General features: G+C 69.8%; 13 protein-coding genes. 12 read left to right on the forward strand and 1 reads right to left on the reverse strand.

Annotated features, from left to right (window positions below):
• Positions 1-107: 107 nt before the first annotated feature.
• From gltB to Dsi01nite_RS36725, 9 genes are read left to right on the forward strand one after another with little or no spacing between them, the layout of a single operon-like run.
• Entirely contained in the window at positions 108-4,685 is a 4,578-nt protein-coding gene (gltB, locus tag Dsi01nite_RS36685; RefSeq protein WP_203850969.1) for a glutamate synthase large subunit, read from the forward strand.
• A complete protein-coding gene (locus tag Dsi01nite_RS36690) occupies positions 4,678-6,153 on the forward strand; it encodes a glutamate synthase subunit beta (protein WP_203850970.1) in 1,476 nt (491 codons plus the stop codon). The genes gltB and Dsi01nite_RS36690 overlap by 8 nt, the downstream gene beginning before the upstream one ends.
• Before the next feature lie 56 nt (positions 6,154-6,209).
• Positions 6,210-6,983, forward strand: coding sequence for a neutral zinc metallopeptidase (locus tag Dsi01nite_RS36695; RefSeq protein WP_203850971.1), 774 nt, complete (start codon positions 6,210-6,212; stop codon positions 6,981-6,983).
• Between the two features lie 52 nt (positions 6,984-7,035).
• Positions 7,036-8,124, forward strand: coding sequence for a hypothetical protein (locus Dsi01nite_RS36700; RefSeq protein ID WP_203850972.1), 1,089 nt, complete (start codon positions 7,036-7,038; stop codon positions 8,122-8,124).
• A complete protein-coding gene (locus Dsi01nite_RS36705; RefSeq protein ID WP_203850973.1) occupies positions 8,121-9,203 on the forward strand; it encodes a S8 family serine peptidase in 1,083 nt (360 codons plus the stop codon). The genes Dsi01nite_RS36700 and Dsi01nite_RS36705 overlap by 4 nt, the downstream gene beginning before the upstream one ends.
• Positions 9,204-9,222: 19 nt before the next feature.
• Complete coding sequence (locus Dsi01nite_RS36710) at positions 9,223-9,708, forward strand: hypothetical protein (protein WP_203850974.1); 486 nt, start codon at positions 9,223-9,225, stop codon at positions 9,706-9,708.
• The gene (locus Dsi01nite_RS36715) at positions 9,708-10,877 is read left to right on the forward strand and encodes a hypothetical protein (protein ID WP_203850975.1); all 1,170 of its coding nucleotides are present in this window, start codon (positions 9,708-9,710) and stop codon (positions 10,875-10,877) included. The genes Dsi01nite_RS36710 and Dsi01nite_RS36715 overlap by 1 nt, the downstream gene beginning before the upstream one ends.
• Positions 10,878-10,933: 56 nt before the next feature.
• Positions 10,934-11,953: a S8 family serine peptidase gene (locus tag Dsi01nite_RS36720; RefSeq protein ID WP_239136430.1), complete on the forward strand. Its 1,020-nt coding sequence runs from the start codon at positions 10,934-10,936 to the stop codon at positions 11,951-11,953.
• Positions 11,954-11,984: 31 nt separating this feature from the next.
• The gene (locus Dsi01nite_RS36725; RefSeq protein ID WP_203850977.1) at positions 11,985-13,196 is read left to right on the forward strand and encodes a mechanosensitive ion channel family protein; all 1,212 of its coding nucleotides are present in this window, start codon (positions 11,985-11,987) and stop codon (positions 13,194-13,196) included.
• An 81-nt stretch (positions 13,197-13,277) separates the two neighbouring features.
• Here Dsi01nite_RS36725 and Dsi01nite_RS36730 read toward each other — a convergent pair whose 3' ends face one another.
• Positions 13,278-14,396 (reverse strand): low temperature requirement protein A, encoded by a 1,119-nt coding sequence (locus tag Dsi01nite_RS36730; protein ID WP_239136428.1) that lies wholly within the window; start codon positions 14,394-14,396, stop codon positions 13,278-13,280.
• A gap of 101 nt (positions 14,397-14,497) precedes the next feature.
• Between Dsi01nite_RS36730 and pyk the strand changes: the two genes are divergently transcribed.
• Genes pyk through Dsi01nite_RS36745 form a run of 3 tightly spaced genes read left to right on the forward strand, consistent with a single transcriptional unit; the run spans position 14,498 to position 17,285 of the window.
• Positions 14,498-15,928 (forward strand): pyruvate kinase, encoded by a 1,431-nt coding sequence (pyk, locus tag Dsi01nite_RS36735; RefSeq protein ID WP_203850978.1) that lies wholly within the window; start codon positions 14,498-14,500, stop codon positions 15,926-15,928.
• Positions 15,929-15,947: 19 nt separating this feature from the next.
• Entirely contained in the window at positions 15,948-16,826 is an 879-nt protein-coding gene (locus Dsi01nite_RS36740) for an acyl-CoA thioesterase (protein WP_203850979.1), read from the forward strand.
• Positions 16,827-16,829: 3 nt separating this feature from the next.
• A complete protein-coding gene (locus Dsi01nite_RS36745; RefSeq protein WP_203850980.1) occupies positions 16,830-17,285 on the forward strand; it encodes an RrF2 family transcriptional regulator in 456 nt (151 codons plus the stop codon).
• Positions 17,286-17,784: the final 499 nt, after the last annotated feature.

The raw sequence follows: 17,784 nt of genomic DNA on the forward strand, positions 1-17,784 counted from the left end.
AACGCGGGCGGCGAAAGCACATGAGGATCGCGCCCGAATCTTCGCGTACACTGGCAAGACTGCTCCGTAGACTGTTTTTGGGCCGACGTTGTCCCGACTCGCAATCGATGACGTCAGGAGGCCCGATGGGTTACCCCGGACCGCAGCCGCAGGGTCTGTATGACCCTGCCTTTGAACACGACGCCTGTGGGGTGGCGTTCGTGGCGGATATCCACGGCCGGCGGTCCCATGACGTCGTGCACAAGGGGTTGTCCGCGCTGCTGCGCATGGACCACCGGGGCGCCCGCGGCGCCGAGCCCAACACCGGCGACGGGGCCGGCATCATGATCCAGATCCCGGACGCCTTCCTCAGGGAGGCCGCCGGCATCGAGGACCTCCCGCCCGCCGGCTCCTACGCGACCGGCCTGGCGTTCCTGCCCAACGACGACGAGGCGGCCCAGCGCGCGATGCGCGTGCTGGAGAAGTACGCCCTCGTCGAGGGCGCTCACGTGCTCGGCTGGCGCGACGTGCCGACCGACCCGACGGACCTCGGCGCGACCGCGCTCGCCGCGATGCCCCGCATCAAGCAGGTCTTCATCGCCGCCGAGAAGCTCGGCTCGTCCGGCAGCGTGCAGTCCGGCAGCGTGCTGTCGGACCTGGACCTGGACCGGGTCGTCTACTGCGTGCGCAAGCAGACCGAGCGGGAGACCCGCGAACGCGGCATCCAGCTCTACCTGCCGTCGCTGTCCTCGCGCACCATCACGTACAAGGGCATGCTCACCCCCGACCAGGTCGTGTCGTTCTTCCCCGACCTGTCCGACGAGCGCGTCACCTCGGCGATCGCCCTGGTCCACTCGCGCTTCTCGACGAACACGTTCCCGTCGTGGGAGCTTTCCCACCCGTACCGGCTGATCGCCCACAACGGCGAGATCAACACGATCCGCGGCAACCGGAACTGGATGGCCGCCCGCGAGGCGCTGCTGGCGACCGAGAACCTGCCGGGCAACATCCGCCGGCTGTTCCCGATCTGCACGCCGGAGGCGTCGGACTCGGCCAACTTCGACGAGGTGCTCGAGCTGCTGCACCTGGCCGGCCGGAGCCTGCCGCACGCGGTGCTCATGATGATCCCCGAGGCGTGGGAGAACGACCCGCGGATGGACCCGCTGCGGCGGGCGTTCTACCGCTTCCACGCGTGCCTCATGGAGCCGTGGGACGGCCCGGCGAGCGTCGCCTTCACCGACGGCACCGTCGTCGGCGCGGTCCTGGACCGCAACGGGCTGCGCCCCGGCCGCTGGTGGCAGACCGCCGACGGGCTCGTCGTGCTCGCCAGCGAGGCCGGCGTGCTCGACCTCGACCCGGCGACGATCGTGGCGAAGGGTCGCTCGGCACCCGGCAAGATGCTGCTCGTCGACACCGCCGCCGGCCGGATCCGCACCGACGACGAGATCAAGTCCGAGCTGGCGCAGGCCGAGCCCTACGAGGACTGGCTGCACGCCGGGCTCATGGACCTCGAGCAGCTGCCCGAGCGGGAGCACATCGTCTACACGCACGACTCCGTGCAGCGCCGCCAGCAGACCTTCGGCTACACCGAGGAAGAGCTCAAGATCCTCATCGGGCCGATGGCGCGGGCCGGTGCCGAGCCCCTGGGTTCCATGGGCACCGACACCCCCGTCGCCGTGCTCTCGACCCGCCCGCGGCTCATGTACGACTACTTCACCCAGCTCTTCGCGCAGGTGACGAACCCGCCGCTGGACGCCATCCGCGAGGAGATCGTCACCAGCGTCGCCGCCACCATCGGCCCCGAGGCCAACCTGCTCAAGCCGGGCCCCGCGTCCTGCCGGCAGATCGCCCTGCCGTATCCGGTCATCGACAACGACGACCTCGCCAAGCTGCTGCACATCGACGACGACGGCGACCTGCCCGGCTTCAAGGCCGTGCGCGTCTCCGGCCTGTACCCGATCCGTGACGGCGCGACCGGGCTCAAGCGCCGGCTCGTGGAGATCATGCGCGGCGTGTCCGAGGCGATCGAGGACGGCGTGCGGGTCCTGGTCCTGTCCGACCGTGACTCGACCGTCGACCTGGCGCCGATCCCGTCGCTGCTGCTCACCGCAGCCGTGCACCAGCACCTGGTCCGCGAGCAGACCCGCACGCAGGTGTCCCTCGTGGTCGAGTCCGGCGACTGCCGCGAGGTGCACCACGTGGCGCTGCTGTCCGGCTTCGGCGCGTCCGCGGTCAACCCGTACCTCGCCTTCGAGAGCGCCGAGGACCTCATCGCCACCGGCGGGCTGCCCGGCGTCGACCCGGAGAAGGCGGTCTACAACTACGTCAAGGCGCTCGGCAAGGGCGTCCTGAAGATCATGTCGAAGATGGGCATCTCGACCGTCAGCTCCTACTGCGGCGCCCAGGTCTTCGAGGCCGTCGGGCTGGACCCGCGCCTGGTCGAGCGGTACTTCACCGGCACGCCCAGCAAGATCGGCGGCATCGGCCTGGCCGAGGTCCACGCCGAGATCGCCGCCCGCCACGCGCGGGCGTACCCGGCCAACGAGGCCGAGCGGGCGCACCGGCGGCTCGAGGTCGGCGGCGAGTACCAGTGGCGCCGCGAGGGTGAGCTGCACCTGTTCAACCCGGAGACGGTCTTCCTGCTCCAGCACGCGACCCGCTCCAAGCAGTACGACGTCTTCCAGCGCTACACCGCGAAGGTCGACGAGCTCGCCGGGCAGGCCGGGTCGCTGCGTGGGCTCTTCGAGCTGCGCACCGGGGTCCGCGCCGCGGTGCCGATCGACGAGGTCGAGCCGGCCACCGAGATCGTGAAGCGGTTCGCGACCGGTGCGATGTCGTACGGCTCCATCTCCATGGAGGCGCACGAGACCCTCGCGATCGCGATGAACAACATCGGCGGCAAGTCCAACACCGGCGAGGGCGGCGAGGACCCCGAGCGGCTGCACGACCCGCGGCGGCGCTCGGCCATCAAGCAGATCGCCAGCGGGCGCTTCGGCGTGACCACCGAATACCTGGTCAACGCCGACGACCTGCAGATCAAGATGGCGCAGGGCGCCAAGCCCGGCGAGGGCGGCCAGCTGCCCGGCAACAAGGTGTGGCCGTGGATCGCCAAGACCCGCCACGCCACCCCCGGCGTCGGGCTGATCTCCCCGCCGCCGCACCACGACATCTACTCCATCGAGGACCTCGCGCAGCTGGTCTTCGACCTGAAGAACGTCAACCCGGCGGCCCGCATCCACGTGAAGCTGGTCTCCGAGGTCGGCGTCGGCACCGTCGCCGCCGGTGTGGCGAAGACCAAGGCCGACGTCATCCTCATCTCCGGTCACGACGGTGGCACGGGTGCCTCGCCGCTGAACTCGCTCAAGCACGCGGGTGTCCCGTGGGAGCTCGGCCTCGCCGAGACCCAGCAGACGCTGCTGCTGTCGGGGCTGCGTGACCGGGTCAGCGTCCAGGTCGACGGGCAGCTCAAGACCGGCCGGGACGTCGTCATCGCGGCGCTGCTCGGCGCCGAGGAGTTCGGCTTCGCGACCTCGCCGCTCATCGTGTCCGGCTGCATCATGATGCGGGTCTGCCACCTGGACACCTGCCCGGTCGGCATCGCCACGCAGAACCCGGCGCTGCGCAAGAAGTTCACCGGCACGCCCGAGTTCGTCGAGAACTTCTTCTGGTTCCTCGCCGAGGAGGTCCGCGGCTACCTCGCCGAGCTGGGCTTCCGCACCCTGGACGAGATGATCGGGCACACCGAGCTGCTCGACGTCCGCTCGGCCGTCGACCACTGGAAGGCCGGCGGTCTCGACCTGACCCCGTTGCTGCACGTTCCTCCCCTCGCCGACGACGCCGCGCGGCGCCAGACCACCAAGCAGGACCACCGCCTCGAGCGGTCGCTGGACAACCAGCTCATCGCCGCGGTCACGTCCGCCCTCGACGAGGGCACCGCGATCAAGCTGGAGATCGACGTCCGCAACGAGCACCGGTCCGTCGGGGCGATGCTCGGCGGCGAGATCGTCCGCCGGGTCGGCGGCGCGGGCCTGCCCGACAACACGGTGGACGTTACGTTGCACGGCACCGCGGGGCAGTCCTTCGGCGCCTGGGTCCCTCACGGTGTCACCCTCCGGCTCGTCGGCGACGCCAACGACTACGTCGGCAAGGGCCTGTCCGGCGGCCGGCTCGTCGTGCGCCCCGACCCGGCGGCCCCGTTCGTCGCCGAGGAGCAGATCATCGGCGGCAACACGGCCCTGTACGGCGCCACCGGCGGCACCCTGTTCATGCGCGGCAAGGCGGGGGAGCGGTTCGCGGTGCGCAACTCCGGCGCCGTCGCCGTCGTCGAGGGCGTCGGTGACCACGGCTGCGAGTACATGACCGGCGGCACCGTCGTCGTGCTCGGCCCCACCGGCCGGAACTTCGCCGCGGGCATGTCCGGCGGTGCCGCGTACGTCTGGAACCTGGACCGCACGCTCGTCAACACCGAGCTGGTGGACCTGGAGCCGGTGTCGTCCCCGGCCACGCTGCGCGCGCTGGTCGAGCAGCACCTGGCCGAGACCGGTTCCGCGGTCGCCGCACGTATGCTGGAGAACTGGGACGAATCGGTTCTTTCGTTCACTGAGGTCGTGCCGCGCGACTACCGGCACGTCATGGAGGTTATGCGGGCCGCCGAGGCTGCCGGCCGCGATGTCGACGCGGCTGTCATGGAGGTTGCACGTGCCTGACCCGAACGGTTTCCTGCGCTACGAGCGGCGGTTGCCCGCTCGGCGTCCCGTCCCGGTCCGGCTGCGTGACTGGCGCGAGGTGTACCCACCCGCGTCCGACGAACTGATCGCCGAGCAGGCCAGCCGTTGCATGGACTGTGGCATCCCGTTCTGCCACGACGGCTGCCCGCTCGGCAACCGCATCCCCGACTGGAACGACCTGGTCCGCACCGGCAACTGGGACTTCGCGATCGAGGCCCTGCACGCGACCAACAACTTCCCGGAGTTCACCGGGCGGCTGTGCCCCGCACCGTGCGAGGCCGCGTGCGTCCTGTCGATCGCCGGCGGCAAGCCCGTCACGATCAAGCAGGTCGAGGTCGAGATCATCAACCGGGCCGTGGCCGCGGGCCGGGTCACCGCCCGCCCCGCACCCGAGCGGACCGGCAAGAGCGTCGGCGTCGTCGGCTCCGGCCCCGCCGGCCTCGCCGCCGCGCAGCAACTGGCCCGCGCCGGTCACGACGTCGTGGTGTACGAGCGCGACGACGCCCTCGGCGGCCTCCTGCGATACGGCATCCCCGACTTCAAGCTGGAGAAGGGGCACATCGACCTGCGCCTGGACCAGCTGCGCGGCGAGGGCGTCCGCTTCGAGACCGGCATCAACGTCGGCGTCTCCGTCTCGGTCTCCGACCTGCGGGCGCGCCACGACGCGCTGCTGCTCGCCTGCGGTGCGTTGCAGGCCCGCGACGTGCCGACGACGCCAGGGCGCGCCTTGTCGGGCGTACACCTGGCGATGGAGCATCTCGTCGAGTCCAACCGGGTCGTCGCTGGCCGGGTGCCCTCCGCGTCGATCTCCGCTCACGGGAAGAACGTCATCATCATCGGTGGCGGTGACACGGCGGCCGACTGCCTCGGCGTCGCCCACCGGCAGGGCGCCGCGTCGGTGCTGCAACTGGACCAGTACCCGGTCCCGCCCGCCTCCCGCGACGAGGCCCGCGACCCGTGGCCGACGTGGCCGTGGATCCTGCGTGACTACCCGGCCCACGAGGAAGGCGGCGAGCGCGCGTTCGCCGTCGCCGTCACCGCCTTCGAGGGCAACGACGACGGCGACCTCACCGGCGTGCGCATCGCCGAGGTCACCGTGTCCAAAGTGGACGGCCGCCGGGTCGTCGCCGAGATCCCCGGCACCGAGCGGCTCTACCCCGCCGAGCTCGTCCTGCTCGCCATCGGCTTCGAAGGCACCGAACCCGGGCCGCTGCTCACGAACCTCGGCCTGACCCGCAACCGCCGCGGCGGCGTCGACACCGACGCCGACTGGCAGACGTCGGCGCCGGGCGTCTTCGTCGCCGGCGACATGCACCGGGGCGCGTCACTCATCGTCTGGGCGATCGCCGAGGGCCGTTCGGCCGCCGCGTCGATCCACGCCTACCTCGGCGGCGACGGCGCCCTGCCCGCACCGGTCGAACCGTCCGCGGTCGCCCTCACCGCCTAGAGTTGCGAATCGGGAGCGGCTCTCTTGCGGGGCCGCTCCCCGGGTACCCCTCGGCCATGAAACGCCTCCCGTTGCTCGCGTCGCTCGTTCTCACGGTGTGGCTCGTGCCCTCGAACGCGGCGCACGCGGCCGACCCTCCACCGTTCTGGGCGCCCACCATCCCGGCCGCGCCGACCCCCACGCCGCGCACCTCGTCCCCTCCTTCGTGGTCGTCGCCCTCGTATTCGGGTCCCTCCGCCTCCGCCCACGCGGCCGCACCATCCGACTCGACCTTCGCCAGCGACGTCAGCATCGCGTTGCGGGTCGTCGAGCGGTACTGGAGCGCCCGCATCGTCGGCTTCCGGCCCGTGTCGCGGATCGTGCCCTACCGCATCGACGGCGAGGTCATGTGCGGCACCCAGCCGATCCCGACCCAGAACGCCGCCTACTGCCCCGTCGGTGACTTCATCGCGTACGACGTCAACTGGTCCGAAGACGTCTACCAGAAACTCGGCGACGCGTTCGTCTTCTACCTCCTGGGCCACGAGTACGGCCACGCCATCCAGCAACGCCTCGGCATCAACTACCAGTTCACCATCTACCAGGAACTGCAGGCCGACTGCTTCGCCGGCGCCTACATCGGCGACTCCATCAAGGTCGGCGACTTCACCCTCGAAGACGGCGACCTCGACGAACTCAAGTCCGGCCTCTTCTCCGTCGCCGACCCCGAGGGCGAACCCTGGTTCAAGGAAGGCGCCCACGGCTCAGCCGCCGAACGCACCGGCGCCTTCTTCGACGGCTACGAGCAGAGCCTCGACGCCTGCGACATGCCCTCCACCTACCACGGCTGAACCTGCGGTACCGTGACGACTGTCAATTGCACATCGTGGCGGGGAGGACGCGATGAGTGATCACGAATCGTATCGCCGATGGCGGCTACCGGAACTCTGGCAGATGCTCGCCGCCGACAACGCCACCGACGCCCACCTGCACGTGACCACCCTGCGCCGCCAGCAGACCGCTTTGGAAGCTCAGCGCGACCGCCTGCGAACACTGCGGGACCAGCTCGCTCAGGCCTGGCCCCCGGAGAAGAGCGAAGCGGCCACCGCCTTCATCCAACGCATCAACGACATGATCCGCGCGATGTCCCTGACTGCGAGCGGCGCAGCCGAAGTGCGCAGCCGGGTGAGTCTCATCGTCGAGGCACTCGACCAGGCTCGCACGGAGTTGGCGCCGCTGATCGAGCAGTACCAGCGGACGGCGGACCTGCCCGACCAGCGGGTGGGTAAGCAAGCGCGGAAGCTCCTGGACGAGCGCGCTCGCCGCATTCTCATGACGGCCGACGCGGCGGTGGTCGACCCTGCGGCGGCACTGAACGTCCAACTGCCCGCATATGAGCGGTTCAGCATGCAGACCACCGTGGCGGCACCGGTCGGCGGCGGCGATCCCACGGGTGGTAACTCCGGTGGAAGTTCCGGTCGGCGCGGTCTCGTTCCGGTGCCGCGCTTCGATCCGCCGGAGCCCGCAGCCCAGTCACCGAACGCGGAGTTCGGGCTGGCCGCTGGTGACCTGGACACCGCGCGCCCGGTGCCCTCAATCGGGCTTGCGATGGACCCGGCCGGGTCCATCGGCGGTGCCGCCGACCGCTCCGTGCTGGGCCCGGGACGAATCCTGGTCCCGGGTGGCGTCGCTCCGCCCGGCTCGGCTGGAGCGAACGTCGCCGTGGATATGCGCGGCGTGATCGGCGGTGGAGGGTCAGGTGCCAGGCCTGCGATCAGCACGCCAGGAGTTGGTGCGACGGCTGCGCGGGGAACGGGTGGTGCCACCGGCTATCGCGACCGTTCGTTCGGAGTCCATGCGAACCGTCGGCGCGCCGCGCGGGAAGGCAGCGACGAACCGTGGTCGGTGCAGCAGGGCGTGCGACCGCTGATCGACGTCCCACCGGTCCGTGCCGATGATCCAGGACCAGGCGTCATCGGAATCGACCGTTGAACCTGACTCGTCCAACGGTCCTCGCTGCCGCAACGTTGTCGGCTGCGATCATCTGGACTCCTTGCGCCGCCAGCGCGGACGGCATCCGGGACAGGCAGTGGCACCTCGACGCGTTGCAGATCGCGCAGGCCCAGCAGATCACGCAAGGGGCCGGCGTCATCGTCGCAGTCGCCGACACCGGCGTCGATGACCGTCACGGCGAGTTGGCCGGCGCGGTGCTGCCTGGCAAGGAGTTCGGCGAGCAGCCGACCGGCGACGGGAGGAGCGACACAGACGGGCACGGCACGGCGATGGCAGGCCTTATCGCAGGACGTGGCCTTCCGGAAGGCGGCGGCGTTCTCGGTGTCGCACCGAAGGCAACCATCCTGCCTGTGCAGACGCTGCACAGCGAATTCGGTGGGTCGCCGATCGACCTGGCCGAAGGCATCACCTGGGCGGTCGGCCGTGGCGCGAAGGTCATCTGCGTGGCGGCGGGCACGAGCGAGTATCCGGAGGTGACGGCAGCGGTCGCTGCGGCGATCGCCGCAGACGTCGTGGTCGTCGCAGGCGCCGGAAACGCGCCGCAGGCCAGGCAGGTCGCGTTTCCGGCCAAGTTGCCCGGGGTGCTGGCCGTCGGGGGAACGGACAAGGACGGGAATCATGCGCGGATCTCTGTCGCCGGGCCAGAGATAGCACTGTCGGCGCCCGCGGTGGACGTGGTGTCCACAGGGGCGTTCGGGACCTACGTCACCGGCGAGGGGACGAGCAATTCGACGGCGATTGTGGCTGGGGTGGTGGCGTTGGTGCGGGCGAAGTTCCCCGACCTCTCCGCCGTCGAGGTGATCCGGCGGCTCACTGCCACCGCCACTGATCGGGGGAAGCCGGGGCGGGATGACGAGTACGGGTACGGCATCGTCAACCCCGTCGCGGCGTTGACGGCGTCGATCGGGCCGCCCGTGACCGCCTCGTCTCCTCCATCGGATCGCGCAGAACGGCAGAATGTATTCGCGCCGGGCCCGATGGTCTGGGCCCTGGTCGGCGGCGGGACAGTGGTCGCTTTCGCCGGGTTGCTGGCATGGCGTCGCCGACAGTCCCGGTAGCCTTCGTCACGCTTCGCGGTTGGTGCAATTCCGGGCGTCACGGCGCTTCGAACTTGCGGTACCGTCACGTCTGTCTATTGCACATCGTGGCGGGGAGGACGCGGTGAGTGATCATCAGGGTTTCACGGTCGACCTGGAAGCGGTCCGTTCGTTCGGTGCCGGGCTCCACGCCGACCTGACCGCACACCTGTCACCCGAGCATGACCAGATCCTGCGCACGTTCGTCGACACGCCGTCGTTCGGCACCCGTACAGCCAGCCCGGACGTTCAGGCGGCGGCGACGTTGTACCACCGGAAGCTCATCGAACTGCTGGACCTGATGGACGCGTTCGTCCACAACGGTGCCGTGTTCGTGCAGGCCGCTGAGGAGGTGGTGGCGGCTTACGCGCAGGCGGACATGTTGAGCGGCGACCAGTTCAAGACGCGGCTGGCGGTCGCGTCGACGAAGGTGGACAACGCGATCTGGGCTGCTCAGCATGACCCGAAGACGGGCAGGTCGGCCTGATGGCGGAGTCGTACCGGCGGTGGCGGTTGCCGGAGCTGTGGGAGATGGTCGCCGCCGACGACGCCGCGGATGCCCACCTGCACCTGGCGACCTTGCGCCGCCAACAGACCGCCTTGGAGACGCAACGCGACCGGCTCCGAGTTTTGCGAGACCAACTCGCCGAGGCATGGCCGCCAGAGAAAAGCGAAGCGGCCAAGATGTTCATTCAGCGACTCAACGACATGATTGAAGCGTTGACGGTGACCGCGTTGGGCGCTGCGGAAGTGCGCGGCGGCGCGGACCTGGTTACTGACGCCATCAACCGCGCTCGCGAGCAACTCGCGCCGTTGGTTGAGCGGTACGCCAAGGCGCAATCATTGCCCGACCCGCGTATTGGTCGGCAGGCGCAGAAGATGTTGGATCAAGAAGCTCGTCGAGTTCTCATGGCGGCTGACGTGACGGTGCGCGATGCGACCTCGAAGTTTACAGTGGCGCTTCCCGGCTACGCTCGGATCAGTTTGCAGACCGACGTGCCACCTGCGACCGGTGGGAACAACCCGACCGGCGGAACCGCCGGAAACAGTGGCACGAAGAGTGGCGCTGCGCGCCAGATCGAATTCTCGCCGCCGCGATTCGACTCACCTGCGCCTGTGTTCGACGACGTTGTCGGCGATGAAGTCGTGCTGGCAGAGGGACAGCTCGGGACCAACTCCATCGGCTCACGGATTGGTGACCTCGGAGCTGTTCAGGCGGGCGGCGTATCGCCGCTCGGGTATCAGGAGTCGATTGGCGGCATCGGTCGAGTTCTCGGTGTCAGACCTTCAAGTGCAACAAACGTGACCGGGACGGATGAGGTGGTTCGGGGCGTCGGCGCGGGGGCCATGCGAGGTACGCCAGGCAGTGTGATCGGTGGTCCGCCGATGGCGTCGTCAGGCAGTGCGGCGCGTGGCCGCCTAACGCAGACGCCTCTCGCAACGCCGCGCCCTGCACCTTCAACCGGCCGCCCGATTGCCGGCGCCAGCGGATATCAGGACCGCTCGTTCGAGGAGTACGTCTCACGTCGCCGTGAGCGGCGCAACGAGCATGGCGAGCAGTGGACGGTGAATCAAGGCGTGAGGCCCTTGCTTGAAGCATTGCAGCCCGCACGTGCTCACGACCCAGGCCCCGGCGTAATCGGACTTGATCGTTGAGGCACGCCCCCAGTTCAATCACCTTGGCCGTGGCGGCGACAGTCGTTTCGGTGCAGATGCTGCCAGTTGCGGCGTCCGCGGACGTCATTCGCGAACGGCAGTGGCACCTGGCGTCGCTTGGGGTGTCACGGGCACAGGAGTTGAGCATGGGCGACGGAGTGCTCGTCGCTGTCACCGATACTGGAGTCGACGACCGCCACGGTGAACTTGCTGGCGCTGTCGTCGAAGGAAAGGAATTCGGCGAGGGCGCGTCTGGCGACGGAAAGGACGATACAGACGGGCATGGCACGGCAATGGCTGGCCTCATAGCCGGTCGCGGCCTTCCGAATGGTGCTGGGGTGCTCGGTGTCGCGCCGAGAGCTACCATCCTGCCAGCGCAGACAATTCACAGCGAGTTCGGCGGATCTCCGACAAACTTGGCAGCGGGTATCACCTGGGCGGTTTCGAAAGGCGCGAAGGTCATCTGCGTTGCAGCTGTCACTACCGAGTATCCCGAGGTGAGGGATGCGGTTGCGGCTGCGATCAGGGCGGATGTGATCGTCGTCGCGGGGGTTGGCAATGCTCCGAAGAACAAGCAGGTGGGTTTTCCTGCGAAGTTGCCAGGTGTTTTGGCGGTTGCCGGGACTGACAAGAACGGTGACCACGCAGCGGTTTCGGCAACTGGGCCGGAGGTTGTGCTGGCTGCGCCAGCGGTTGACATTGTTTCGACCGGTGCGTTCGGCAAGTACGTCTCAGGTGAGGGCACGAGTAATTCGACGGCGATTGTGGCTGGGGTGGTGGCGTTGGTGCGGGCGAAGTTCCCCGACCTCTCCGCCGTCGAGGTGATCCGACGATTGACTGCCACCGCCACTGATCGGGGGAAGCCGGGGCGGGACGACGAATACGGGTACGGCATCGTCAACCCCGTCGCTGCCCTCACCGCGGAGCTTCCCGGGCCGGCACCCACCGTCGGCGCGAGTCCTGGGGGTGCGGGGAAGGGGCGCGGTACCGGGGGAGTGGGCGTCGGGTGGGTGGTGGTGGGGGTTGGGGTGGTTGGTGCGGTTGCGGTCTGGTGGCTGCGACGCAGGACACGTTAGGAGGCCAGGGGGCGCGGGTACCTAGCGCCGAATGCGAGACACGCTCATCGACACGCTGGAGCCGCTCGGCATTGCGCTCGGGGCCGCGCTTGTCGCGTTGTTGCTGGTGCAGACGGTGCATGTGATGCTGCTGCGGGCGGGGCGGCGGTCGGCGTTGTTGACCGAGCTGGCGAACAGGGCGCATCGGCCGACGCAGTGGGTGGTGGTGCTGTCGGCGGTGTACTTCACGATCCGGGACACGGCGGACGAGGCGGACTGGCGGCACACGTTCCTGCACGTGGAGCAGCTCATCATCATCGGGGCGGTGGCGTGGCTCGTCGCGGCGTTGCTGGTGGTGGCGGAGGACGCGGCGCTGGCGCGGTTCAGGACGGACGTGCCGGACAACCGGCAGGCGCGGCGGGTGCACACGCAGGTCGTAATGATCCGGCGGGTGACGGTCGCGACGGTCGCGGTGCTGGCCGCTGGGGTCATGCTGATGACGTTTCCGCAGGCCAGGATACTGGGCACGAGCGTGATCGCCAGTGCTGGGTTCGTCGGCATCATCGCTGGTCTGGCGGCGCAGAGCCTGCTGCGGAACCTGTTCGCGGGGTTGCAGCTGGCGTTCAGTGACGCGGTGCGGCTCGGGGACGTGGTCATCGTCGAGGAGGAGTGGGGGCGCATCCAGGAGATCACGTTGTCCTACGTGGTCGTGCACGTGTGGGATGACCGGCGGCTGATCCTGCCGACGTCGTACTTCACGGAGAAGCCGTTCCAGAACTGGACCCGGAACGAGGCGGCGCTGCTCGGGGACGTGATGCTCGACGTCGACTGGTGGCTGCCGGTGCCGGAGGCGCGGGAGGAGCTGCGGCGGGCGCTGGAGTCGACGGACCTGTGGGACGGGCGGGTGTCGGTGCTGCAGGTCGTCGAGGCGACCGGCAACGCGATGCGGCTGCGGGCGCTCGTCAGCGCGACCGACGCGCCGAAACTGTGGGACCTGCGGTGCTTCATCCGGGAGCACATGGTGACGTGGCTGCGGGACGCGCACCCGTCGTCGCTGCCGCGGACGCGGGCCGAGGTGACGTCCGCGATGCCGCTGCACGCGACGCTGACCGGGCAGACGCACACGGCGGACAGCGACGCCCGGGTGTTCAGTCACAGCGTCGACGGGCGGGCCCGGGCGGAGGCGTTCACCGGCGGCGAACGCAGCACCGAAGGCCGGTCGCCGACGACACCGTTGCCGCAGCCGGAATGGACCCAGCGCTAACCGGCCAGAAGCCCTGACCGGCCAGAAGCCCTGACCGGCCAGAAGCCCTGACCGGCCAGAAGCCCTGACCGGCCAGAAGCGCTAGCCGGCAGCGGGCCGCCGGCGGGTGACCACGAGGCGGGCTGCCACCAGTACCGACAGAATCCCCGCAGTCACGATCAGCGACGGGCCGACGAAGGTCGCGGCGAGGACCAGGGCCGCCGCGGCCGGTTCGAGCCAGGTGCGAGGGCGCAGGTGCAGGACCCACAGCGCCATCAGCAGCAGCGCCACCGGAATGGTGACGGGGGCACCGGACAGGTCGGGGCGGTCCACGATGACGGCGATCCCCGCCCCGACCGCGGCCGCGGACCCGAAGACGACGTAGTGCCCGTAGCCCCACACGAACGCGTGCCGGTTGTCCACCAGGAGCTCATGGGCCGGCTGGTCGAAGTACAGCCACCAGAACGCGAACACGATCGCCAGGCCGCTCGCGGCCACCCACCACAACCGGTCCTGCACGAAGCCGGCCTGCACGGCGAGCGTCGTGGACAGCACGATCTCGCCGAGGACGATGATGAACAGCAGGCCGTAGCGCTCGGCGATGTGGTGCGGGTGCCACGGCGTCGGGTGGACTCGCTCCGCCCATGGTGGCACCGCCAGCTCGGCGGCGATCATGACGAGGAACAGCACCAGGTGCGGGGTGCCGTGGGTGAGCAGGATCAGGCCCCAGCCGACCATGCAGGCGGAGACCCCGATGGCCATCCGGCGGGCGGTGCGGTGGCTCGCGACGTCACCGGACGAGGCCCGCAGCCACTGGGTGACCAGGGCGGCGCGCATGATCACGTAGCCGACGGTGACCGTGCCGAAGTGGCCGTGGAACGCGTCGGTGACCCCGGCGGCCAGGACGAGGACCCCGGCGATCTGCACGAGAGTGGTCAGCCGGTACGCGACGTCGTCGGTGTCGTACGCCGAAGCGAACCAGGTGAAGTTCATCCAGGCCCACCACACGGAGAAGAACACCGTCAGGTACGCCACGATCCCATGTGTCACGTCACCGTCGGTGATCGCGTGGTGCAGCAGCTGTGCCGTGAGCGCGATGGCGACCACGAAACACAGGTCGAACAGCAGCTCGAGCGGCGTCGCGACGCGGTGCGGCTCGCGGGTGTCGCGAGTGCGCATCGGCAGGCGCCACTGACCGCCCGCGGCTGGGCTGGATGACATCGCACGATTATGAGGGAAACGGCCGGTGGACACCGTCTCAACTGATGGCGCCACCCTGGGTCGGCCGAATCGTCACGGCGCGGAGGGGCTAGCCTCAGGGTGTGACTCGACGCGCAAAAATCGTCTGTACGCTCGGACCCGCCACATCGTCGCCCGAGCGGATTCGCGGCCTCGTCGACGCCGGGATGGACGTCGCGCGGCTCAACTTCAGCCACGGCGACCATTCGGATCACGCCGCGGTGTTCGCTCTCGTCCGTGAGGCCGCCGCTGCCGCCGGCCGTTCCGTTGGCATCCTCGCCGACCTCCAGGGTCCCAAGATCCGGCTCGGTCGCTTCGCCAACGGGCCGCACGAGTGGCGCACCGGTGACACGGCCGTCATCACCAGCGACGACATCGTCGGCACCGCCGACCGGGTGTCGTGCACGTACACGAAGCTGCCGCAGGAAGTGAAAGCCGGCGACCGGCTACTGATCGACGACGGCAAGGTCGCCGTCGAGGTCACCGGAGTCGAAGGAAACGACATCTCCGTCCTCGTCACCGAGGGCGGCATGGTCTCCAACAACAAGGGTGTCTCGCTGCCGAACGTCGCGGTGAGCGTGCCCGCGATGTCCGAGAAGGACGCCGAGGACCTCCGGTTCGCGCTGCAGCTCGGCGCCGACTGGATCGCGTTGTCGTTCGTGCGTTCGCCCGACGACATCAAGCTCGTCCACGAGATCATGGACGAGGAGCGGGTGCACCGCCCGGTCATCGCCAAGGTCGAGAAGCCGGAGGCGGTCGCCGCCCTCGAGCAGATCGTCGCGGCGTTCGACGGCGTCATGGTCGCCCGCGGCGACCTCGGCGTCGAGATGCCGCTCGAGCAGGTGCCGCTCGTGCAGAAGCGGGCCGTCCAGCTGTGCCGCGAGTCGGCGAAGCCGGTCATCGTCGCCACGCAGATGCTCGACTCCATGATCGAGAACGCCCGCCCGACCCGCGCCGAGGCGTCCGACGTCGCCAACGCCGTGCTCGACGGCGCCGACGCCGTCATGCTCTCCGGCGAGACCAGCGTCGGGCGGTATCCGATCCTGACCGTCTCCACGATGGCCCGGATCATCGCGACCACCGAGGGCGGTTCGCTGTCGGTGCCGCGCCTGCAGCACGACCCCCGCACCCGCGGTGGCGCGCTCACCTCGGCCGCCTCCAACATCGCCCGCAACATCGGCGCGAAGGCGCTCGTCGCCTTCTCGCAGACCGGCGACACGGTCCGCCGCCTCGCCCGCCTGCACTGCGAGCTGCCGCTGCTCGCGTTCACGCCCGAGCCGACGGTCCGCAACCAGCTGGCCCTGTCGTGGGGCGTGCAGACGTTCGACGTGCCGTTCGTGCAGCACACCGATGAGATGTTCCAGCAGGTCGACCTCGCCATGGTCGGACTGCCGTGGCTGAGCGCCGGCGACGACGTCGTCATCGTCGCGGGCTCCCCGCCCGGGACGCCCGGCTCGACCAACACGCTCCGCGTCCACACTTTGGGAGCACTGTCACACGAACACAGCGAGTGATTACCTCTAGATTGCAGGAGTGGACGAGCTCGCAAGTGGACAGGCGGCGGTAGACGCCCTCGTCCGACTCCTTGATCTTGAAGCGCTGGGGGGCGACCGGTTCCTGGGCATCAGCCCGCCGGTCGGCCCCCAGCGCGTCTTCGGCGGGCAGGTCGCCGGCCAGGCGCTCGTCGCCGCCGGCCGCACCGTCGACCCGGAGCGCCAGGTGCACTCGCTGCACGGGTACTTCGTCCGGCCCGGCGACCCGACGGTGCCGATCACGTACGCCGTGGAGAACATCCGCGACGGGCGCTCCTTCTCGGTCCGCCGGTCCGTCGCGCAGCAGCACGGCAAGGTCATCTTCTTCATGTCGGCGTCGTTCCACGTCCCCGAGGACGGCCTGGACCACCACGAGGCCGCCCCGGCGGACATCCCCCCGCCGGAGGACGTCCCGACGATGGCGGAGCGGCTGGCCAAGTATCCGGAGCGGGCCGGCATCTGGTCGATGATCCCGCGCCCGATCGACGTCCGGTACGTCGGTGAGCCCGGCTGGGTCCGCCCCGGCGACCGGCCCGCGTCGCCGACCCAGCGGGTCTGGATGCGCATCGACGGCAAGCTGCCCGACGACCCTCTCGTCCACGCGTGCGCGCTCACGTTCGCCTCGGACCTCACCCTCCTCGACTCGGTCCTCGCCGTCCACGGCGCCGTCTGGGGCCCCGGCGGTTTCGTCGGCGCCAGCCTCGACCACGCCCTGTGGTTCCACCGCGGCTTCCGCGCCGACGAGTGGTTCCTCTACGACTCGGTCAGCCCCTCCGCCTCCGACGCGCGCGGCCTGGCGACCGGCCGCATGTTCACCCGCGATGGGCGACACATAGCGACGGCTGTGCAAGAGGGCCTGTTGCGACGCGTGGGAGGATGAGTCATGCGCCTTTCAGCCCGGGTCGACTACGCCCTCCGCGCGGTGGCGGAGCTGGCGGCATCGGCCGGTGACGGCAAGCTGGTGACCGCCGACCGCCTGGCGTCCGCCCAGCAGATCCCACCGAAGTTCCTCGAAAGCATCCTGCTCCAGCTGCGCCGCGGCGGCGTCGTCGTCGCCCAGCGCGGCCCGGAGGGCGGCTACCGGCTGGCCCGGCCCGCCGCCGACATCAGCCTCGCCGAGATCATCCGCGTGATCGACGGTCCCCTCGCCAACGTCCGCGGCCAACGCCCCGAGGACCTCGGCTACCACGGCGCCGCGTCCTCGCTGCAGGACGTGTGGATCGCCCTGCGCGCCAACGAACGGCTGATCCTCGAGACGGTCACCATCGAGGACGTCGTCACCGGCGAACTGCCTGAGCGCGTGCGCGACCTGGTCGCCGACCCGCGCGCCTGGGTCTGACCGCGGGCAGCTCCGACCCGACCCGCGGCGCTGCCGTGCGGGTTCGTGGCGCTGCCGTGTCGGTTCGTGGCGCTGCCGTGTCGGTTTGTGGCGCTGCCGTGCGGGTTCGTGGCGCCTCCGCTCGGCCCGGCGGCGCTTTTGTCTCGGCCGTGATGGGTTCGCGTCGACCCCGAGGTGCTCTCGTTCGGTCTGGGGCGTCTGGGTTCGGGCGGATGGTGACAGGTCGATTCGTTCGACGTGCTGCCTGCTCCGGTCCGTCGTGGGCACGGCCGCCGCTCCCGTTCAGCCACCGGTCAGGCCTTGGCGGCCTTCCTGCCACCTCCGCGGACAGTTGCGCAGCCGCGACCTTGCGGTCGCGACAAGCCCCGCGGCCTGCCGGCCGGCCCGCAGCCGCGGCCCGACCGCCCCGGCCACGACGCGACCTGGCGGTCGCGGTGCGCGGTCGCACACCTGGTCACGGTGCACGGTCGCACACCACGGCCACCACGCAGTCGCGCAC

This window comes from Dactylosporangium siamense, assembly GCF_016862795.1.
GTDB lineage: Bacteria > Actinomycetota > Actinomycetes > Mycobacteriales > Micromonosporaceae > Dactylosporangium > Dactylosporangium siamense.